Below are 18,641 nucleotides of genomic sequence, written 5' to 3' on the forward strand. Positions count from 1 at the left end.
CGTCCGGCTATTGGTGGCCGGTTGTACCCGTTCGGCGAGAACGCCACGGAGCGACCGTTGGCGTCGAGCGAACCTGCGAGTGGCTGCTTACCGTGCGGGGTGCTGAACGAGTACAGTCGGCCAATTGCGGCCGCTCGACGCTGCGGCGTAGATCGCTAACAATAGCCAGTCTTTCCCGGCAACTTTAAAGAAGGGGAGCCTCTTTGAAATTCGACTGGCACCGAGACCCGATTAACCGGGCCACCAAAATTGACGAAACTTACAAGAACACGCAGAACGTTCGTCGATTTCTGAAGAGTGAGTGTGGTGAGACGTTCAGGCTCGATCGTGCATTCATGGCCTGGATTAAAAGCGGAGTACCCAAGAACATGGGGGAGGTGGCAGACGAATGGATCAGGTTGCGCAAGGCGGGCGTCGAAACTTAACCACCCTATGCCGAATGCATACGGCGGCGCCCGGCCACTTCCAGACATTTGCCGGTACTTTCGGCCCGACATTCGAACGTCCGCATTGCCCACTGCTTTCGGCCACCAAGCTTTAGATACTGGCCTGATTGACGCGCTTCATCAGTTCCTCAGCGCTCTCCTTGCGTTCGCTGTACCGGTCTACAAGGTACGGGCCAATGTCGCGCGTCAGCAGCGTGAACTTGACCAGCTCTTCCATCACGTCAACAACGCGGTCGAAATACGCTGAAGGCTTCATGCGGCCGGCTTCGTCGAACTCCATGAAGGCCTTGGCCACCGACGACTGGTTAGGGATGGTCAGCATGCGCATCCAGCGTCCGAGCACGCGCATCTGGTTGACGGCGTTGAACGACTGTGAGCCGCCGCTGACCTGCATCACGGCAAGCGTCTTGCCCTGGGTCGGCCGCACCGCCCCGACCGAAAGCGGAATCCAGTCGATCTGCGCCTTCATGATGCCGGTCATCGCGCCGTGCCGCTCCGGCGAGCACCAGACCATGCCTTCCGACCACAGCACCAGCTCGCGTAGCTCGGCAACCTTGGGATGGCTGTCCGGCGCGTCGTCCGGCAGCGGCAGGCCGCTCGGATTGAATGTGCGCACTTCGGCACCCATCGCCGTGAGCAGGCGTGCGGCTTCTTCACTCAGCAGGCGGCTGAACGAGCGCTCGCGCAGCGAACCATAGAGCAGCAGGATACGCGGCGGATGCGGCGACGCCTTTGCAGGCTGCACGCGATTGATATCGGGCACGCGAAACAGCGCCGGGTCCACCTGCGGGAGGTCAGTCGTGAAATCGGACACGTTTGCCCTCTGTGATCATTTCTGTATTCCTCAGGCGCACTCGTACCAGTCCTTTGAGCGGTTGACGATGCGCACCACGAGCAGCATGACCGGCACCTCGATCAGCACCCCCACGACCGTCGCGAGCGCGGCCCCTGAGTTGAATCCGAACAGGCCGATTGCCGTGGCGACAGCCAGTTCGAAGAAGTTCGACGCGCCAATCAGCGCTGAGGGACAGGCAATGTTGTGCTTTTCGCCAACCACGCGATTGAGCCCGTAGGCGAGCGCCGAATTGAAAAACACCTGGATCAGGATCGGCACGGCGAGCAGCACGATGACGAGCGGCTGCTTCAGGATGGCCTCGCCCTGGAACGCGAAGAGCAGCACCAGCGTCGCCAGCAACGCGGTGATGGACCATGGGCCGATCTTTGCCATCGCGGCATCGAACGCCGCCTGTCCCCTGGCAAGGAGCACCCGGCGCAGGATCTGCGCAAGGATGACCGGAATCACGATGTAGAGCACGACGGAGGTGAGCAGCGTCGCCCACGGCACCGTGATCGCGGAAATGCCGAGCAGCAGGCCGACCAGCGGCGCAAAGGCGACCACCATGATGCTGTCGTTCAGCGCGACTTGGGAAAGCGTGAACAGCGGATCGCCACCGGTCAGCCGGCTCCAGACAAAGACCATCGCCGTACAGGGCGCGGCGGCAAGCAGGATCAGGCCCGCGACGTAACTGTCGAGTTGCTCTGCAGGCAGCATCGGCGCGAACAGGTGCTTGATGAAGAGCCATGCGAGCAATGCCATCGAGAACGGTTTGATCAGCCAGTTCACGACGAGCGTAACGCCGATGCCCTTAACGTGCTGGCGCACCTCATGCAGCGAACCGAAGTCGACCTTGACGAGCATGGGGATGATCATCACCCAGATCAGCAGGCCGACCGGCAGATTGACGTGCGCATATTCCATCCGGCCGATCGCCTGGAAGACCCCAGGCAGGACTTGCCCAAGCAGAATGCCGGCGACGATGCACAGCGCGACCCAGACGGTCAGGTATCGCTCAAAGAAGCTGATGGCCGGTTTCGCGGCCGACTTCCCCGAAGCGGCAACATTGGGGGTGTTCATGGGGTGACTTGATGGAGAGGATTCAGCTCTGAAGGATGTCGTTTAGCGCCTGCTGCAGCTCGGTGTTGTCCAGACTTTCGAGTGGGAGCGTGAGCAGTTGCAGCATGCGGTAGCCGATCGCTTCGCGCGTGAGTTCGAATGCGTGCCGCTTGCCTTCATCGCCACCCGGCACGTTCGACGGATCGGCGTAGCCCCAGTGGACCTTGACAGGGCTGCCCGGCCAGAACGGACACTGTTCGGTCGCAGCGCTGTCGCAGACTGTGATGACGATGCGCATCTCGGGTGCACCGTCCTGCGCGAATTCATCCCAGCTTTTGCTGCGATAGCCTTCCGTATCAATACCGGCGTTCGTCAGCGCTTCGAGCGCGAACGGATTGATGCGTCCGCTCGGGGCGCTGCCCGCGCTGTACGCGCGCACGTCCTTGCCGAGCTTCTTCGCCCAGTGGTTCAGCATGCCTTCGGAAAGCACACTGCGCGCGGAATTGTGAGTGCAGAGGATGAGTACGTTTGTGGTCATGGTGTTGTCTGTGCGCAGCGTGATCAGCAGCAGGCAGAACCGGCAGGCTTAACAGGGATGCCAATGGGTTTGCCGCTCGGGGCACAGCAGGACGTTGCCCCTGCCGACGACGATGTTTGCCTGCTCTCTCCATATACCGGAGCGCCGTCCAGCGTATGGAAGAGCTCCCAGGCAATCCCCTGCGGATCAAGAACCCAGTGCTTGTCGCTGCGCGCATAGCAGCAGGTGGTTTCGCCCTGATCGAGCAGGACCATGTCCGCAGCCTCCGCCCGCGTTGCGAGTTCGGCAAGCTCGGCCGGGTCGTCGACCTGGAAGCCGAGGTGGTCCACACCGGCTTTCGTGCCGCGCGTTGAAATCGCAAAGTTCACGCGAGGATCGTCCAGCATCCATTTCGCGTAGTCCACCTCGACGCGCGCCGGTTCCGCGTCGAACAGCTTTGAATAGAACGCGACACTGGCTGCGAGGTCGTCGACGTGGATGTGGATATGAAACCGCTTCATGGTGGTTCTCCGTCAGCATTTGCATGAGGCCGCGCCAGGTTCAAGGCAAGGCTGCCCCTGACAGCAGTTTTCGGTCAGGAAACCCAGGACCGCGTTCATCTGGTCATAGGCGGCCCGATAGATCAGGCTGCGCCCGTCGCGCTCCTGCGTGACGAGCCCCGCGTGCATCAGCTCCTTCAGGTGAAAGGAGAGCGTCGCATTGGGAACGTCGAGCTGTTCCGCCATGGCGCCCGGCGTCAAGCCGGTCGGGCCAGCGACAACCAGCATGCGAAACACCCGCAGGCGCAGTTCGTGGGCGAGCGCCGCGAGGGCGCGGATAACGTCTTTGTCTTCCATATTTCCAATATATTCGAAATGTTGCACGGAGGCAAGCCGCTGCGGCAGCTCACCGGGACAATGACGGCTATCGTTTTGCGAGCGGACCTAGCCGAGACGGTGGGTCGAAGGGCAGTTCAGGGTCGGGAGTGTGAGTTCGCTGATCGAGAAAGCTGTCACTCGGCGGCGACGCCAAGCCACCGTCCGCAGTCCGCCACATTGCTGAGGTAGCGGTCGTCCGGTCCCGGCGGCAGCAATTGCCGACGTTCGGTCATTACCTCAGGGCTTGACTGCTGCGCCGTCCGGCCCGGCGTGCTAGGAAAACCCTCGTCCTACCGGCGCCGACATCATTAACCTGTCCGATCATCTAAAACCAAGCCTTTATCCCGCCCAATTACCCTCTCATAATCCCACCTCATTTATAATCACCAAGCCATCGGGAAACACCCGGCGGCCAGGTTTGACAGCCTGCGATCGTAACCGCACACCCGCCCAGCGGGTCGTGCGTCTACTGCTGCACGTCTATATTTCAATGGGCGGGTCGTAGTGGGAGAGCCGCAAGGCTCGCCGTTTCGTTACGATCACGGTCTGTCAATCCCGCTACGTGCCCGCTCACCAACTTCCCAAAGCGAGTGTCGGGCGATCTAAGTAGGTATCAGGGAGATCGCAAAATGACCAAGTCCATCAAGAGTCAACCGGCTTCACGCCCACCTGTCGACGCACTTCAGTACGAAAAACTCGCCCTATCTGCATTCGACTTCTGCGACCGGCAATTGAGCCAACTGAACACGCTGATTACACTCGCGTCCTCGATATGTAGGAATCCTCCCATCACGAGCGACGAAAGACGCCGTCGCCAGACCATGCTTGAGCTGCTTGTCGACACAGCAGAGGAATATCAGCAAGACCTCGAAAACGACCGCGAGCTTTTCCAGGTGATTGCACTCGATGCAAAAGGCGCCTCTCAAACTCGCCTCAAGGCCAGCCACGCAACACGCCTTCTCGCGGAGGCATCGAAGATCGCGACTGGATCGCAATCCACCGTCAACGTCGCAAAGCGGAAGAGAACGCCCGCGAAAACCGCATCGATCGTAAAAACGCAAACGCAGCACTTGGTCCCCGTGCGGCACTGATCGACGGATAGCGGTAAACCAAAAGCATCAACGAAGCGAGGCGCCATGCACACGCGCGTGCGCATGCGCCTCCTTCACAAGCACTCACAAAACGACCACGAAAACCTACCCCTTAAACTCCACAGAAGCAAGAAGCTTGCGTACGCTGATCTTTTCGATTGTCTCCATGGCCTGCTCCGCAGAATACTTCGTTCAACCAAACTCAGAACTTGTCCCAACCATCGCTATTCATGGCCGTTGTTGCCGCGCCTGCCGAGGCACCCAACGCAGCGACCGGACGGCCCGCCGCCGCGGTGTTCCCAATGGTCCGCCGTACAGGCTGTTTGCGCGGCACCTGACGATGGACTGAAGACGCCTGTCCATCCGTTACAGCCAAAACGGCACCGGCCTCCAGACGAAAGAACGAAATAGCCTTATTAAGTTGCCGCCCCTGGTCTTCGAGCGACTTGGATGCGGCCGCCGCTTCCTCCACCAGCGCAGCGTTCTGCTGCGTGACCTCGTCCATCTGCGTGATCGTGTGGTTGACCTGTTCGATGCCCCGGCTTTGTTCCGTCGACGCGGCGGCGATTTCGCCCATGATGTCGGTCACTCGCGCGACAGCCTGCGTGACCTCCGACATCGTCTTTCCCGCCTGATTCGCGAGCAATGATCCGTCATGGATTTTCTGGACGGACGCGTTGATCAGATCCTTGATTTCCTTCGCCGCGCTGGACGAACGTTGCGCGAGGCTGCGGACTTCGCTTGCCACCACCGCGAAGCCACGGCCCTGTTCGCCTGCCCGGGCCGCCTCCACGGCCGCGTTCAGCGCCAGGATGTTGGTCTGGAACGCGATGCCTTCGATGATTCCCGTGATCTCCGCGATCTGCGTCGAACTCGTGCTGATCTCGCCCATCGTACCGACGACCTGACTCACCACTTCGTTGCCCTTCAGCGCCACTTCGGACGCGTTGGCGGAAAGCGAGCTTGCCTGCTGAGCGTTCTCCGCGTTCTGCTTCACCGTCGAAGTCAGCTCTTCCATGCTCGACGCGGTTTCCTGCAGCGACGCAGCCTGCTGTTCGGTGCGGGAGGAAAGATCGACGTTGCCCGAAGCAATCTGGCTGGAGCCGGTCGCAATACTGTCTGCGGCGGTACGCACCTGACCGATCAGGCTGACGAGACTTGCCTGCATTTCACCCATTGACGCGAGCACGCTCCCGTCCGGCGCATTCTTCGCGCCTGCGACGGGACTGAGATCGCCAGCGGCGACGCGCCGTGTGACCTCACCGAGGGCCACCGGCTCGGCGCCCAGTGCACGCAGCAAGCCTCGCGTGATAACCATGCCCGCCACGACCGCCAACGCGACAGCGGCGAGACAGATCGCCATCAGCAGATTCCGCTGCGCTGCATAATGTTCCTCGGACTGTTGGACGAGTTCCGCTTCATGGGTGCGCGTGTATTGTGCGTAGTCGTCCGTTGCCTTGACCAGGGCGGCGAGCAGCGGCCGGCAATCGTCGTCGATTTTCTTCACCGCGTCGTCGCGCTTGCCGCTAACGGCGAGAGCGACGATTGCCTGGGCGACAGGTGCATAAGCTGTTTCGATCCGGTTGATTTCGCTTACAAGGCTGCGGGTCTTTTCCGTCGCGTCGTTCGCGGACGAAGCCATCTGGTTAAGTTTCGCGATGTTCGACTGGACATCCATCTGGGCCTGCGCTTCCGCGGCCTTTTCCAACTCGAAATCGCCCGGCGTGGTCACGAGCGCCATGTTGCGCGCGGCAATCGCACGACGGTCAACCGCGGTTCGAACCTGTGCAGCCATATCGGCGCGGGCATTGACGCCCGACACGAAATTTGCGAATCGGTCGTTGGCATCGTTCAGTGACTTCAGCGAAATGCCCGACACGATAAGGACGACAGCGGTCAGCACGCCAAAAGCTCCCGTGAGTTTTGCCTTCACTGACAGATTGCTGAGATTCATCTTTCAACTCCAGTTGCCAATTGTTGGTGCACGGGGAGGGGATTCGAGCGGTCGGGTATGCCGGAAGGCGTGCTTCAGGCAGTGCAGGGCAAAAGCTTCACGCCCATGCATCTGGTATTACGGCGCGTTGGCGCATCGCTGAAGGAGGGCAAACGCTGCACGGCCTGACGCAAAGGTTTGCGCGCAATTGATTTTTTAAATGGCGAATGCGACGCCATTCGTCATAGGATTGCTGAACGCGTGTCCGGTGAACGCGTCGGAATATTGGACGATTCCGGAACCTCTACGAGGCTTGAATTTGCAACTGCTGAAGTGCCGCGAAAAAGGCAACGCCCCACACGAACGGAGTTGGCGCAAGTTGCTGCCGCGGCTTCAAACACACAAGTAGGATCAGCTAGCCAAAAAGCGTTGCACCTCCGCGGAAAGCCAGTCGCGCAGCGCGTTCACCTTCGGGTTTTTCTGACTGCCGACGCGATACACGAGGTCGTATCCGCGTTCTGCCTTGAGACTGATCTGCGGGAAGGGCGCGACCAGACGTCCCTCCATGATGTCGTCGCGCACCAGCACACTGCGACCCAACGCGACGCCCTCGCCCCGTATGGCCGCTTCGATCGCCATGCTGCCGTGACTGTAGGCCGGCCCGCGAACGCTCCGGCGCCGGTCCACCCCGGCGGCCGCAAACCATTGTTCCCAGTCCGCAAGCATTCGCGCCTCGTGCAGCAGGGTGCAACGCGAAAGGCTCGCCGGCTCGGGCAGCCCGCCCATCTCGTCGCGATAGCGGGGACTGCACACCGGGCTAACGAATTCTTCGAGAATCCGCTCGCTCTGCACGCCTGCATAACGTCCCGCGCCGTAGCGTACCGCCGCGTCGACCTGCCCGTCTTCCAAGTCGACGTTCAGATCGGTCACATCGAGATGAACGTCGAGCTCGGGATGCAGAGTCTTCAGGTTATGCAAGCGCGGCGCCAGCCACTTGCTTGCGAAGGACACGCTGGTACTGATCGTCATTCGTGACGCGGCGTCATTGCCGCGCAGGCGTTCAGCTTCCCGCGTCAGTTCCCCTAGCAGTCGGGCGACAGCGGCATGAAATTCCGCGCCCTCATCGGTCAGCACGATCCGTCTCGTCAAGCGCAGAAACAGCGGCACGCCAAGGTGCGTTTCGAGCGTCTTCACATGTCGGCTGACGGCCCCATGCGTGACGTGAAGCTCTTCAGCCGCCAGTGTCATGCTGAGCAGCCTCGCTGTTGCTTCGAACGCTCGCAGGGTCTGCAACGGAGGAAGTCGATCGAACATAAGTCGCCACGCGTGAGTTTTGCTCACGCATTATATGACGACAAATGGTTTGTCAGCAGCCTGCCGCTGCCGCAACATCAGTTCGCGCTGCTGCGCCCGTGGCGCATCCACGAAGTATTGAACGAGGTACGAATGGCATTTCATAGCTGGCTCATTTTTCTCGCGACGTCGATCGGTATGTCGCTGGCTCCGGGACCGAATGGGCTTCTTGCGATGACCCACGGCGCGATGTACGGAAGCCGTAAGACCCTTTTCACCATCGGGGGGGCGCTGCTCGGCTTTGTCGGCGTCATCGCGCTGTGCATGTTCGGCATCGGTGCGCTCGTGCGGGCGTCGGTGCTCTGGCTGATGGCGCTCAAACTGATCGGCGGGGCCTATCTCATCTATCTCGGCGTGCGCGTGTGGCGGTCTCCGCCAATTGCGGTAGAGATGAACAATGTGCCGACGAGTGCAAGAGGCTGGGCGCTGTTCCGGCTTGGGCTTCTGTCCTCCGCAACAAATCCGAAGGGGCTGCTCTTCTTCAGCGCGTTGCTGCCTCAGTTCATCGATCCGCAACGTAATCTCGTAACCCAATTCGTCGCGATCGCCGTTACGTACGTCGCAACCGAGTTTGCTGCCGAATACGCAGTTGCCTGCGCGGCCAACCGCATTCGCCCTTGGCTTTCACGAGTAGGTCGACGATTCAATCGGGTCTGCGGCGGCATCTTTGTCGTGATCGGCGGCGTGTTGCCTCTGCACGTCTAAACCCGAGTGACAGCAAAAAGTTTTATGTCGAATCAAACCATCGTCGCCGCAGTGACCACCAACGGGGCAACTCGTTCGACGCTCACACTTCGCAATCTGGGCGCACTGCTGTTGCTAGCCGTCATGTGGGGTTTGTCGATCCCGATAACAAAGCTGGGTCTACAGACATTGCCACCGCTGACACTCACCGCGATGCGCTTCGGCGTGGCAGTGCCGCTGCTGCTGATGTTTGTCATTGTGGGCAAGCATTCGATGCCGTGGCGTGCGCTGCCTCGGGTCGCTGCGCTCGGCGTGCTCGGCATAGGCATCGGCCAGGTCTCGCAGACCTTCGGTGTGGCCGGCACGTCCGCGTCGGTCGGTACGATCATTTCCGCGACGATTCCGATCTTCATCGTTTTTTTCGCTGCGCTCCGGCTGCGACAGCCGGTGTCTGGACTCCAGCAGCTCGGGTTGCTTGCGGCCTTCGCAGGCATCGCGCTTGTGGCGCTCGGGCACGAAGGCGCGACGACGAGCGCCCAGACGACGGCCGGCGGAGCGACGTGGGTTCTGTTGTCGGCGCTCGCGATTGCGTTCTACTACGTGTGGAGCGTCGAATTGACCACTGCCTACGGTACCGCCACCGTAGCGGCATGGAGCACGCTATTTGGTTTCATCGCGCTGATACCGTGGACGGCACGAGAGCTGTGGGATATTTCGTCGTTTCATGTCACCGCGCAAGGGTTCTTGGCCGCCGTGTATCTTGGCGTGGTCGTGACAGTTGCTGGACTCTTCATATGGTTGAGCCTGCTGCGGGTTGTTCCCGCGCGCGTCGCCGCAAGTGTGCAATACCTGCAACCAGTGGTCGGTGTCGTGGCCGCATCGGCCATGTTCGGCGATCGGATAGGGGCAACGTTTGTTTTGGGCGTCGCGTTGGTGTTGGCGGGTCTGGCCTTGAGCATGACGTCCCACCGCCCGGCCAGGAAGTAACTCACCGACCAGGGCCGCTGAGCACAGGTGAGCGCACATCTGCAGTCGCTAGCCCAAGGACCGCTCATGGCCGAGAGCATGAGTTCCGCGAATTTACTTTGGAGCTGACATTGGATTCGTCAATGGCAGCTTTCGGCGCGGCAGACGAATACGTACAGTCGGCCAGGAAGCGGCCGGTCGACGGCGTTGCCTGGATTGTGGACAATTGCCGTACTGGCCTGTCGATGGTCGGGTGCGCAAATAAGGAAAGGCACGATGGGGTGGAAATTGGCCGACGCCGAGTTGGAGCTATACAGGCGAGTGGATGAGGTTCTGTACTATGTCTGGGACCCAATTGGCGTCGCAACCAGTCCGGCTGCACGCGACGAATATCAAGGGTATCTGCCCAAGGTTTCACGATGTTGCAGGAGGGAATGGACGCGTCACCCATTGCGGCATACCTCGACGACGTTGCGACTGATCGCATGGGCCTAGAAGCGAATCCTGAACATTCCAGGCGCGTCGCCGAATTGCTTCTCGACTGGAAAACCGAGATTTATGCGATTCGGCGTCCGCAAACGTGATCCACTAAAGATGAAGATTCCTCCTGGAGTCAGGAACGAAGCGCTTTGGCGCAAACACTGTCGAAAGATTCGCGCCAGAGCGCTGGACTTGCTTGAAGGTCGCCTTGGCGTGATTGAAACAGCTCGGGTCATGCTTCTATTGGCGTATTGGACCAAGGTTCAAAACGAGCCGGAGTTTCTGCTGTTTCGTGCGATTGCGTCGGAAACCGACGATCTTCCAGTCGGCAACGTCCGCGCGTACTGGGCGGCAGATGCTCTAGAACGCGAGGATGTTCGCATTGAGGCTGCCGAGAATCTGTGGCGTGACCAGGCGCTCTCCGCTGCCGAAAAGCTGATCGAACGGTATCAATGGGCGGCTCGTCAGAAACATGGCTCCAACGGCGCCGATCCATCGAGCGCCGGGCACGACTGCGAGCAGAGCAAGATCGCCAAATGACTACGAAACGCACAAAGCCGCGGCTGGCCGGTGAACTCGGTCTGTTCGTCCAGCAATACGCCCGCAAGGCTCAGGCATCGTCAGATCCCAACGACCGGCAATACGATCGCAAGCTCGAAAAGAAAATGAAGCGGCTTTCCCCGACGGAGCTATCTGATCTTCTCTCTTAAGGCGAGCAGGAGCCAGACGATCTGGAGCGCAAGAAAGGTTGAGGCGGCTAGGAGCGGTCAGCCGGCGTAGCCGCCCAAATCATCTCTAGGCGAAGGCATCTGGGCAGGCAATCGGTCGGCAAAAGGCCGCATTCTCGGCACGGTCAAAATCTTTCTCTGGTCTAATCCAGCACGACAGTGCCGCACGCTTGAAGCGTCCGATGCGACGCAGAGCCGATAGACGTTCCTCACTCATTGAACTGCTTCTGACGGGCGGAGCAGGTCTTCGGCCTTGCCCTTATACGCCGGCGCCCAATTCTCTGGCAGCGGTTAGCGCTATGAGAAGGTCCAGGTGCGCTCCACCCGCGTTCTTAAACACGGTCGCCTTTCCGCTTCGTTCTGGTGCAGCCCGAACCAATTCGAAAAGATCGCCCTTGATATCGCCTGGAGCCAGCGAGCCATTGGCCAAGGCTTGCACGATGTCTCCAGCCTCGACGGCGGTTTCTCTGAAGTCGACAAAAACGTCGGATTGTTCAATCACGTTGTCATCTGCCTCGCGCATGTCGGGCCGGTAGCCGCCGACCAGATCGACATGTGCGCCGGGCTTCAGGAACCGACCGTTGATGATCGGACTGAAGGAGCCCGTGGCCGCGGAGATGATATCGGCCTGTGATACCGCGTCGTTGACATCCGTGACCACGTCAATCGTACGGCCAAGTGGCATCAATGATTGAGCGATGCCATCAAGCTTCTGCGGAGTGCGGTTCCAGAGCATGATCCGCTCAACGGACGGTCGGACATGCACGTGCGCCTGCGCCAATGCGAGTGCGACAGGCCCCGCTCCAATTACAAGTAACGTCTTACTGTCGTTGGCCGACAATATCGCGGATGCAAGCGCCGAGTCTGCAGCGGTCTTCCAGCGCGTGACTTCCGGGCCATCGAGTATGCACGAGATGGACTTCTTGTCTTCGTCGATCACGACAAAGATGGCGTCCTCGGTCGGCAGCGGTATTTCTCTACTTGCATTTGGAGGAAAGATGGAACAGACCTTGATGCCCGCCCCATAGCCGGGAAGCACGACGCCTCGCGAAAAGACGCTGAACGGACCGCTTTGAAGGAGCAGATCCTCAGTGCGAGGCCGCGCCCCGCGGTGACCGTCACGAAGTGCCTCAATAGCGCGTTCCCACGTCATGACTGAACGAATATCTCGCATGGACAACATCACAGCGCTCATCGGTTCACGTCCTCTGTTTTTGCGAAAGTCCAGCTCTTGAACTAATGGTCGAGAAGCCGCTGCTGCGCAGCGTTGGAGAGAGTGAACACTCGATTGCGATGACAATCGAGTGCTTCACTGCGTGCGCGGTCCGTATCAAGCCGATTGACCGATGACGGCAACAGGATCACCGAGAACGTCCATTTTTGGTGAGACGCCAAGACCCGGCTGAGCCGGAACTGACATGTAGCCGTCGTTCAGTTCCGGTCCCCCTGAAGCGACAGTGAGGCTGTGGTACTCATGGAACGCCGACGACTGGAAGTGAAAACCGGATGGTGTCGAGTGCGCGAGATGGCAAAGTGCGGCAGTCGCAATTTCTCCGCCCCACGAATCTTCAATGGTGAGCGATATTCCCATGGTCACGGCGAGATCGCGGAATTGCCTGGCCTTTGTCAGACCGCCTACCCGGCTCACCTTGAGGTTGACCACGTCCATCGCGCGGTCCTGACAGCCACGCATCAGCAGGCGAATGTCTTCCATGCATTCGTCGAGGATCATTGGATGATCCGTATGCTGCCTGACCGTGAGGCATTCCTCATAGCTGGGGCACGGCTGTTCGATGTAGATGTCGACGTCCCGAATGGCTTTGACAACGCGCAGCGCTTCGTGCTGCCGCCACCCGGTGTTCGCATCTGCTGCCAGGACATTGCCGGGGCGCAGTTCAGTAGATACCTTGCGGATTCGCTCGATATCCGAATCTGCACCCGCACCGACTTTCATCTGGAACTGTTTGAAGCCCTTGTCCTGATACTCCCGGATCTTTTTCGCCATCGCATCGGGGTCTTGCCGACTCACCACCTTGAAGAGCTTGACCGCATCTTGCAACCGCCCGCCGAGCAGGTTGTAGACCGGCTGGCCGGTCGCCTTGCCCAGGATGTCCCAGCAAGCCATATCCAGTGCTGACTTCACATACGGATGACCTTTGAGAAGATCGTCCATGCGGACATTGATCCGGCCAATCTGGCACGGATCCTCACCGATCAGACCCTCGGCAATCTTGATGAGGCCCGCGCGAGCGCCTTCAGCATACGCGGGCAGATAGGACGGTCCGAGCGGGCAAATCTCGCCGACACCGGAGAGTCCGGAATCCGTTTCGACGACGATCACCGTCGAGTCGAACGAGGCAAAGGAGAATGTCGACCAGCTATAGGAACCCTCTTTCAGAGGTAGGTCTACTTGGTAGAGAGAGATTTTCGTGATCTTCAAGATGGCGCCTCCGTGCCGTTTGCGTGTTGATGCAAAAACTATAATTGCCCATGCGTCAAAAAAATTGTATGTTTCGGACAATCGGCGGCACGGCAATGGAGGCAACGAATGCGGGGTGATTACTCTTTTCTGCGGCCGGGCAAGTCCGCGCCGGAGGTCGATGCGCCGCTCAGAATTGGTATCGCGCCGACACCGGACTTCACCCTGATGTCCCTTTCGTGCTTTGTCGAGTTTCTGCGACTCTCGGCAGACGAATCGGACTTCAGCAGGCAAATCTACTGCTCGTGGGACCTTCTCTCCCATGAGTTTTCCCCCATCCGATCGAGTTGCGGTTTCCCGATGGTGCCGACCAGACTCTTCGACGATCCATCCGAATATGACTACGTTGTGGTGCACGGCGGCCTGCTCCATAGTGCCGAGGCGATCCCCGACGAGCTTTACCGATTTATACAATCCTGCGTTGAAGCACGCGTCCCCGTCATCGGGCTATGCACCGGTCAGTTCATTCTTGCCGAGCTGGGCTATTTGGCCGGAAAACGATGTGCGGTTCACTTCTCGCTCGCGCAGGCGATGCAGAGCAATTTCCCGGACGTCATCGCTGTGACAGACGCCCCGGTAGTAGTCGACGGCGGATTCATCACATGCCCGGGCGGTCTTGCGGCGATCAACCTTGCAATGCACCTGGTTACGACCCACTGTGGAAATACGCGATCGCACAAGGCACTTCACTATTTGATGGCCGATCGGGGATTCGAAGAAATACAGGCTATGAAGGACGACTCGGAGATCGGCCTGCATTGCCCGGACCGGCGGGTCGTGAACGCCGTCGGCCTGATGAGGCAACGAACCTTTGAGCCAGGTTCGATTGCGGGCATCGCACAAGCGATTGGGACAACCGAGCGAGAACTTACCCGGCTTTTCAGAAAGCATCTGCGAGTCGCACCCCTTCAGTATTGGAGGGGCATGCGTCTGAATGCCGCAAAATGGATGGTGATCAACAGCGACCGGTCCATCACGCAGATCGCGTACGAGTGCGGCTTTACAGACAGCTCACATCTCATACATTGGTTCAAGCGCGAATTCAATGTCACCCCCTCGAAGCTGAGAAGGGTTCAGTCAGACTTTGGCGTGCATTAAGCCGGGTCCGTGGGGCGAGCGACGCTTGCATATCCGGAGGGACGTCGCGGTGTCGCGAGCCTGAACGGCGGCTGCGGGCCGCGTGCCGTCGATTGGCGCCGGTCATTTGCCTGCGCCCATAGACTGCACACAGGTCAACACGAGAGAGCTGCCATTGTTGGTATCGGCACGAGCCGTTGCGATGTGACGCTCGTTTGGCCCGCAGTACCATTCGGTGACTAGATCTGCCGCACAATCATTCTGACGTCCATCGATGGCCGTCGCGTCGATCACATAACGGCAGGTCGCGAGCGAATCGCAGTGTGCGGCGAGATCGCGCGTGACGTTGCCTTGGCGCGCGCCGCAGTTGGCGCCGTAGGTTCCGGATTCGATGCGAATGGATTGCGCGAAGACGCCCGCGTTGGTTTCCAATGCGTAAGCGATGCAGATGAAGGTGCAGAGGCCTCGAAGCATATCGACCACGCTACAGCTGCCGCAATCGTGCGAGCACGGCTGCGACGATGCGGTCGCAATACCTGCCGCCAAACTCGAATAGTTGCGGGCCCAGCCGCTCGACTTCTTCCGACAGCGATTCGCGCAGCATCTGTCTTGCTCTGAAATGACGGCTGCGTACCGTGGCCTCGGGGATGCCCAGGCTCTCCGCTGTTTCTTCGATGCTCATCTCTTCGACCGATCTCAGCACGAACACCGTACGAAAGCCCACGGGCAGAGCGTCGAGCTTTCGTTCGAGCAGCGCGCGGATCTGCGCACGGGATACCTCCTGATCGGGGGCGCAGTCATCGTGGGCGTTCATCGGGTCCATGTCGAAAGACATCTCCTCGTCGTCGGGGCAGTGCGGCAGCATTGGCAACACGTTCTGGCGGCGAGCCTCGCGACGCATCCTGCCGAAACACTCGTTGAGGACAAGGCGCGAGAGCCACGTGGCGAGAGTTGCATCGCCGCGAAACTGCGCGAGCGCCCTGAAGGCCTTCAAATACGCGTCCTGCAAGGCGTCTTCCGCGTCGGCGTCATTGCGCAGCGTGGCGCGGGCAAGCCGGTATAGGCGCCGGTTGTGGCGTCGCATCAACAGTTCGAAAGCCGCGAGGTCACCTGCCAGGATGCGGCGCACAATCTCCGCGTCGGCGTCCGTCAGTCTGCTTGAGTACACGTCGGCCATGTTCCCGCCTCCGGCTCAGTCATGGTGTTGGCTCGACGATCAGTGTGCCATGCATCGTCGGATGAAACAGGCACTTGTACGGATAACGACCGGGCTCGCTCACGACGTATCGCCATGATGCCTCGGGTGCGATGCTGCCGGAGTCGAATATCCTTGCGTCGGCGCTCACTGTATGGGCCACGAGGTCCTTGTTAACCCACACGACGCTGTCCCCGCGATGCACCGTCTGCGTCGGCGGATCAAAGCGCATTTGCTCGATCGTGACGACATGGGTGCTCGCGGCCGCCGGCTTGGCGCCGGCCACGGACGTGATTGCACAGACGGCCAGCGCGAAGCGATGTAAGCGGCTCATTGCGCGTTCGCCAACGACGCCTGCACGCGCTTTGCGTGGTCCAGATGCGCGAGGAACGCCGGCCTGACTTTCACCAGCAGTGCCTTCAGTTCAGCGTTTTGCGCACTGGGGATCAGCGTCTTGTCGAGTGCGTCGATGACTTCCTCGTGATAGGTGACTTCATGATCGATATAGGCGCGATCGAACTGTGCCCCTTGCAGCGACTTTAGATTTGCGATGTTGGCCTCGCCTCCTTGCTTGAGGCTGTCGCTGGTCGGGTCCGTTTCGGGCGTGACGCCGAGCTTGTGCACGAGATCGAAGGCCGCCTGGTTGACACTGGTATGGTCGGCGACCATGCGCTGCGCGAATGCTTTGACATCTTTCGAATGCGTCTTCGATTCGGCGAGCTTGCCAGCATTGATATCTGCCTGGTTCGCTGCGACGACGATGGCGGCAATCTGGGGATCGGTCGGGGTCGAACCTTGGGCCAACGCGGTGGCGCTCGCGAATGCGAACGCGGCGAGCAACACCCAACGGATGGTTTTCATGTGAGCCTCCTCGACGGTGGACGGTGTGCTCTTCCTGGCGAATGACTGGCGTCTCGCCTGCGTTTGAGGAAATAGATGTCACGAGCGAGAAGGCTGTTCCCAAATCGGAACGAGTGACCGATGTACCCTCGAAAGCCGCCGTCGCGGGCGTGGGGGATCGAACCTCAACGTTCGGCAATCCGAGCCCGTTTGCGACGAACACCTGCTGCATGTGCTCGAACGGTGCGGTGCCGCCCGCCCGAGCCTGCCCGACGATGCAATCACGGCGACTGCATGAAACTGCTGGAGATTAAAGGTCATGCCCAAAAGTAATGCCTTTTTGTGAAATCGGCAATTTCGGACTCTCCCGGATGTTCCGATAATCCGTAGACCAAGACCGTTCTGAACGACAGGAGACTTCAATGGCGCAGAGCCTTCCACCGCATGGCAATCAGGTTGGCACGCAGGATATGAAGGTCCGCGACGTGGTGATCGATTTCGCGCGTCGCGTCGGCATGACGTCCGTGTTTGCCAACCCGGGCTCGACAGAACTACCCATGTTCCGCGACTTTCCCGCTGATTTTCGCTATGTGCTGGGACTGCAGGAAGCGGTTGTCGTCGGCATGGCCGACGGGTATGCGCAAACGAGCGGGCGGGCCGCCCTCGTGAACCTGCATTCGGCAGCCGGGGTCGGCAACGCAATGGGCAACATCTTTACTGCCTTCCGGAACAGAACCCCGCTGGTGATTACGGCTGGGCAACAGGCGCGCTCGATCCTGCCGTTCGATCCGTTTCTCTCGGCCACGAGCGCCACGGAACTCCCCAAGCCCTATGTGAAGTGGAGCATCGAGCCGGCGCGAGCCCAGGACGTGCCGCTTGCCATCGCCCGCGCATGGGCGATCGCGATGCAGGAGCCGCGCGGACCCGTGTTCGTGTCCATTCCTGTCGACGATTGGGACCAGCCCGCCGAGCCGCTGCCCGAGCGCGTCGTTTCGCACGTCACACGTCCGGCGCCCGAAGCGCTCGCGCAGATTGGAGACCTGCTCGATCAATGCGAGCGCCCCGCCTTCGTGGTGGGCGGCGCCGTGGATCGCGCCGGTGCCGTCGATGACGTCGTTCGCCTCGCCGAACGTCATTGCGCACGCGTGTACGTCGCGCCGATGACCGGGCGCTGCAGCTTTCCGGAATCTCATCGACTGTTCGCCGGTTTTCTGCCGGCAATGCGCGAGCGCATTGTCGAACTGCTCGACGGCCACGACGTGGTGTTCGCCGTGGGCGCTGCGGCATTCAGTTATCACGTCGAGGGAGAAGGCCCGCACGTTCCCGTGGGCGCACAGCTGTGTCAGCTGATCGATGATCCGGGCACGGCGGCATGGACGCCGCAGGGGCTGGCCGTCGTCGGAAATGTGCGCCTCGGCATTCAGGATCTGCTCGAACGCCGGGCGCCGCGCGCGCGGCCGCTGCCTGCGCCCCGGCAGTTGCCGCCGCGCGCGCTTCCGCCCGCGCCGGGTGAGCGCATGTCGGTCGCCTTCGCGTTGCAGACACTGAATGAAATCCGCGGTGTCGAGAACATCGTCGTCGAAGAAGCACCGAGCGCGCGCCCGGTAATGCAGGCGTATCTGCCCATTCAGCGCGCGGGCGGGTTTCTCACCATGGACAGCGGCGGCCTCGGCTTCGGGATGCCGGCCGCCGTCGGCGTGGCGTTGGCGAGTCACGGCGAGCGGGTGATCGCCGTGATCGGAGACGGCTCGAGCATGTATTCGATCCAGGCCATCTGGTCAGCCGTGCAGATGCAACTGCCCGTCACCTTCGTGATTCTGAACAACACGCGCTATGCGGCATTACAGGACTTCGCGCCGGTGTTCGGCTTCCGTCCTGAAGACCCTGTACAGGGCACGGATCTGCCCGGTCTCGATTTCGTGAAGATCGCCGCCGGCATGGGATGCCCGGGCGAGCGTCTGGACCATGCGGACGGCCTGCGCGACGCGCTTCGAAACGCGCTCTCGTCAAGCGTTCCGTCGCTCGTCGAAATCGTGGTCGCATAACCAGCTTTTGACCTTCGAACAATCCAGGAGACAAA

21 protein-coding genes are annotated in these 18,641 nt (G+C 60.4%); 8 read left to right on the forward strand and 13 right to left on the reverse strand.

Annotated features, from left to right (window positions below; genetic code table 11):
• Positions 1 to 203: 203 nt before the first annotated feature.
• Entirely contained in the window at positions 204 to 425 is a 222-nt protein-coding gene (locus ACFSNN_RS01780; protein WP_134462221.1) for a DUF6434 domain-containing protein, read from the forward strand.
• Between the two features lie 112 nt (positions 426 to 537).
• On the opposite strand, the gene arsH is transcribed toward ACFSNN_RS01780, so the two are convergent.
• Genes arsH through ACFSNN_RS01805 form a run of 5 tightly spaced genes read right to left on the reverse strand, consistent with a single transcriptional unit; the run spans position 538 to position 3,714 of the window.
• On the reverse strand, positions 538 to 1,260 hold the full coding sequence (gene arsH, locus ACFSNN_RS01785; protein ID WP_134462224.1) for an arsenical resistance protein ArsH: 723 nt from the start codon (positions 1,258 to 1,260) through the stop codon (positions 538 to 540).
• Positions 1,261 to 1,290: 30 nt separating this feature from the next.
• A complete protein-coding gene (gene arsB, locus ACFSNN_RS01790) occupies positions 1,291 to 2,361 on the reverse strand; it encodes an ACR3 family arsenite efflux transporter (protein ID WP_134462227.1) in 1,071 nt (356 codons plus the stop codon).
• 22 nt (positions 2,362 to 2,383) lie between these two features.
• Entirely contained in the window at positions 2,384 to 2,878 is a 495-nt protein-coding gene (locus tag ACFSNN_RS01795; protein ID WP_134462230.1) for an arsenate reductase ArsC, read from the reverse strand.
• A gap of 23 nt (positions 2,879 to 2,901) precedes the next feature.
• Complete coding sequence (locus tag ACFSNN_RS01800; RefSeq protein WP_134462233.1) at positions 2,902 to 3,378, reverse strand: ArsI/CadI family heavy metal resistance metalloenzyme; 477 nt, start codon at positions 3,376 to 3,378, stop codon at positions 2,902 to 2,904.
• Between the two features lie 12 nt (positions 3,379 to 3,390).
• Positions 3,391 to 3,714 (reverse strand): ArsR/SmtB family transcription factor, encoded by a 324-nt coding sequence (locus tag ACFSNN_RS01805; RefSeq protein WP_069268557.1) that lies wholly within the window; start codon positions 3,712 to 3,714, stop codon positions 3,391 to 3,393.
• Positions 3,715 to 4,364: 650 nt separating this feature from the next.
• Between ACFSNN_RS01805 and ACFSNN_RS01810 the strand changes: the two genes are divergently transcribed.
• The gene (locus ACFSNN_RS01810; protein ID WP_134462236.1) at positions 4,365 to 4,826 is read left to right on the forward strand and encodes a hypothetical protein; all 462 of its coding nucleotides are present in this window, start codon (positions 4,365 to 4,367) and stop codon (positions 4,824 to 4,826) included.
• Between the two features lie 202 nt (positions 4,827 to 5,028).
• On the opposite strand, the gene ACFSNN_RS01815 is transcribed toward ACFSNN_RS01810, so the two are convergent.
• On the reverse strand, positions 5,029 to 6,780 hold the full coding sequence (locus ACFSNN_RS01815) for a methyl-accepting chemotaxis protein (protein WP_134462239.1): 1,752 nt from the start codon (positions 6,778 to 6,780) through the stop codon (positions 5,029 to 5,031).
• A 390-nt stretch (positions 6,781 to 7,170) separates the two neighbouring features.
• On the reverse strand, positions 7,171 to 8,073 hold the full coding sequence (gene gcvA / locus ACFSNN_RS01820; protein ID WP_134462241.1) for a transcriptional regulator GcvA: 903 nt from the start codon (positions 8,071 to 8,073) through the stop codon (positions 7,171 to 7,173).
• Positions 8,074 to 8,205: 132 nt separating this feature from the next.
• On the opposite strand from gcvA, the gene ACFSNN_RS01825 reads away from it, so the two are divergent.
• The 4 genes from ACFSNN_RS01825 to ACFSNN_RS01840 all read left to right on the forward strand — a co-directional run bounded on the left by ACFSNN_RS01825 (position 8,206) and on the right by ACFSNN_RS01840 (position 10,952).
• On the forward strand, positions 8,206 to 8,817 hold the full coding sequence (locus ACFSNN_RS01825; RefSeq protein WP_134465533.1) for a LysE family translocator: 612 nt from the start codon (positions 8,206 to 8,208) through the stop codon (positions 8,815 to 8,817).
• 24 nt (positions 8,818 to 8,841) lie between these two features.
• Positions 8,842 to 9,783, forward strand: a complete 942-nt coding sequence (locus tag ACFSNN_RS01830; RefSeq protein WP_134462244.1) for a DMT family transporter — start codon at positions 8,842 to 8,844, stop codon at positions 9,781 to 9,783.
• A gap of 573 nt (positions 9,784 to 10,356) precedes the next feature.
• Positions 10,357 to 10,782: a hypothetical protein gene (locus tag ACFSNN_RS01835; protein ID WP_244322908.1), complete on the forward strand. Its 426-nt coding sequence runs from the start codon at positions 10,357 to 10,359 to the stop codon at positions 10,780 to 10,782.
• Entirely contained in the window at positions 10,779 to 10,952 is a 174-nt protein-coding gene (locus ACFSNN_RS01840) for a hypothetical protein (protein ID WP_166799336.1), read from the forward strand. Before ACFSNN_RS01835 ends, ACFSNN_RS01840 begins: the two co-directional genes overlap by 4 nt.
• Positions 10,953 to 11,229: 277 nt before the next feature.
• Here ACFSNN_RS01840 and ACFSNN_RS01845 read toward each other — a convergent pair whose 3' ends face one another.
• The gene (locus tag ACFSNN_RS01845) at positions 11,230 to 12,165 is read right to left on the reverse strand and encodes an ornithine cyclodeaminase family protein (RefSeq protein WP_208949557.1); all 936 of its coding nucleotides are present in this window, start codon (positions 12,163 to 12,165) and stop codon (positions 11,230 to 11,232) included.
• Positions 12,166 to 12,300: 135 nt separating this feature from the next.
• Entirely contained in the window at positions 12,301 to 13,410 is a 1,110-nt protein-coding gene (locus ACFSNN_RS01850; RefSeq protein ID WP_134462246.1) for a cis-3-hydroxy-L-proline dehydratase, read from the reverse strand.
• 108 nt (positions 13,411 to 13,518) lie between these two features.
• Here ACFSNN_RS01850 and ACFSNN_RS01855 point away from each other — a divergent pair, with 108 nt between their 5' ends.
• Complete coding sequence (locus tag ACFSNN_RS01855; protein WP_134462249.1) at positions 13,519 to 14,547, forward strand: GlxA family transcriptional regulator; 1,029 nt, start codon at positions 13,519 to 13,521, stop codon at positions 14,545 to 14,547.
• Between the two features lie 102 nt (positions 14,548 to 14,649).
• On the opposite strand, the gene ACFSNN_RS01860 is transcribed toward ACFSNN_RS01855, so the two are convergent.
• From ACFSNN_RS01860 to ACFSNN_RS01875, 4 genes are read right to left on the reverse strand one after another with little or no spacing between them, the layout of a single operon-like run.
• Entirely contained in the window at positions 14,650 to 15,000 is a 351-nt protein-coding gene (locus ACFSNN_RS01860) for a hypothetical protein (RefSeq protein WP_244323060.1), read from the reverse strand.
• A gap of 10 nt (positions 15,001 to 15,010) precedes the next feature.
• Entirely contained in the window at positions 15,011 to 15,703 is a 693-nt protein-coding gene (locus ACFSNN_RS01865; RefSeq protein ID WP_134462252.1) for an RNA polymerase sigma factor, read from the reverse strand.
• A 19-nt stretch (positions 15,704 to 15,722) separates the two neighbouring features.
• On the reverse strand, positions 15,723 to 16,055 hold the full coding sequence (locus ACFSNN_RS01870; RefSeq protein WP_134462255.1) for a cupredoxin domain-containing protein: 333 nt from the start codon (positions 16,053 to 16,055) through the stop codon (positions 15,723 to 15,725).
• Entirely contained in the window at positions 16,052 to 16,582 is a 531-nt protein-coding gene (locus tag ACFSNN_RS01875) for a DUF4142 domain-containing protein (RefSeq protein ID WP_134462258.1), read from the reverse strand. Before ACFSNN_RS01875 ends, ACFSNN_RS01870 begins: the two co-directional genes overlap by 4 nt.
• A gap of 401 nt (positions 16,583 to 16,983) precedes the next feature.
• Between ACFSNN_RS01875 and mdlC the strand changes: the two genes are divergently transcribed.
• Positions 16,984 to 18,606 (forward strand): benzoylformate decarboxylase, encoded by a 1,623-nt coding sequence (mdlC, locus tag ACFSNN_RS01880; protein ID WP_134462261.1) that lies wholly within the window; start codon positions 16,984 to 16,986, stop codon positions 18,604 to 18,606.
• Positions 18,607 to 18,641: the final 35 nt, after the last annotated feature.

The sequence above is a fragment of the Paraburkholderia dipogonis genome (assembly GCF_042680985.1).
In the GTDB taxonomy this organism is placed as follows: domain Bacteria; phylum Pseudomonadota; class Gammaproteobacteria; order Burkholderiales; family Burkholderiaceae; genus Paraburkholderia; species Paraburkholderia phytofirmans.

What these genes read in the sequence shown, in the direction of transcription:
- ACFSNN_RS01830 (WP_134462244.1), top strand. Translation starts at nt 8,842, where the DNA reads ATGTCGAATCAAACCATCGTCGCCGCAGTGACCACCAACGGGGCAACT.
- ACFSNN_RS01845 (WP_208949557.1), bottom strand. Translation starts at nt 12,165, where the DNA reads ATGAGCGCTGTGATGTTGTCCATGCGAGATATTCGTTCAGTCATGACG.
- ACFSNN_RS01855 (WP_134462249.1), top strand. Translation starts at nt 13,519, where the DNA reads ATGCGGGGTGATTACTCTTTTCTGCGGCCGGGCAAGTCCGCGCCGGAG.
- mdlC (WP_134462261.1), top strand. Translation starts at nt 16,984, where the DNA reads ATGGCGCAGAGCCTTCCACCGCATGGCAATCAGGTTGGCACGCAGGAT.
- ACFSNN_RS01875 (WP_134462258.1), bottom strand. Translation starts at nt 16,582, where the DNA reads ATGAAAACCATCCGTTGGGTGTTGCTCGCCGCGTTCGCATTCGCGAGC.
- ACFSNN_RS01840 (WP_166799336.1), top strand. Translation starts at nt 10,779, where the DNA reads ATGACTACGAAACGCACAAAGCCGCGGCTGGCCGGTGAACTCGGTCTG.
- ACFSNN_RS01870 (WP_134462255.1), bottom strand. Translation starts at nt 16,055, where the DNA reads ATGAGCCGCTTACATCGCTTCGCGCTGGCCGTCTGTGCAATCACGTCC.
- ACFSNN_RS01815 (WP_134462239.1), bottom strand. Translation starts at nt 6,780, where the DNA reads ATGAATCTCAGCAATCTGTCAGTGAAGGCAAAACTCACGGGAGCTTTT.
- ACFSNN_RS01860 (WP_244323060.1), bottom strand. Translation starts at nt 15,000, where the DNA reads ATGCTTCGAGGCCTCTGCACCTTCATCTGCATCGCTTACGCATTGGAA.
- ACFSNN_RS01795 (WP_134462230.1), bottom strand. Translation starts at nt 2,878, where the DNA reads ATGACCACAAACGTACTCATCCTCTGCACTCACAATTCCGCGCGCAGT.
- ACFSNN_RS01805 (WP_069268557.1), bottom strand. Translation starts at nt 3,714, where the DNA reads ATGGAAGACAAAGACGTTATCCGCGCCCTCGCGGCGCTCGCCCACGAA.
- ACFSNN_RS01810 (WP_134462236.1), top strand. Translation starts at nt 4,365, where the DNA reads ATGACCAAGTCCATCAAGAGTCAACCGGCTTCACGCCCACCTGTCGAC.
- gcvA (WP_134462241.1), bottom strand. Translation starts at nt 8,073, where the DNA reads ATGTTCGATCGACTTCCTCCGTTGCAGACCCTGCGAGCGTTCGAAGCA.
- ACFSNN_RS01825 (WP_134465533.1), top strand. Translation starts at nt 8,206, where the DNA reads ATGGCATTTCATAGCTGGCTCATTTTTCTCGCGACGTCGATCGGTATG.
- arsB (WP_134462227.1), bottom strand. Translation starts at nt 2,361, where the DNA reads ATGAACACCCCCAATGTTGCCGCTTCGGGGAAGTCGGCCGCGAAACCG.
- ACFSNN_RS01865 (WP_134462252.1), bottom strand. Translation starts at nt 15,703, where the DNA reads ATGGCCGACGTGTACTCAAGCAGACTGACGGACGCCGACGCGGAGATT.
- ACFSNN_RS01800 (WP_134462233.1), bottom strand. Translation starts at nt 3,378, where the DNA reads ATGAAGCGGTTTCATATCCACATCCACGTCGACGACCTCGCAGCCAGT.
- ACFSNN_RS01835 (WP_244322908.1), top strand. Translation starts at nt 10,357, where the DNA reads ATGAAGATTCCTCCTGGAGTCAGGAACGAAGCGCTTTGGCGCAAACAC.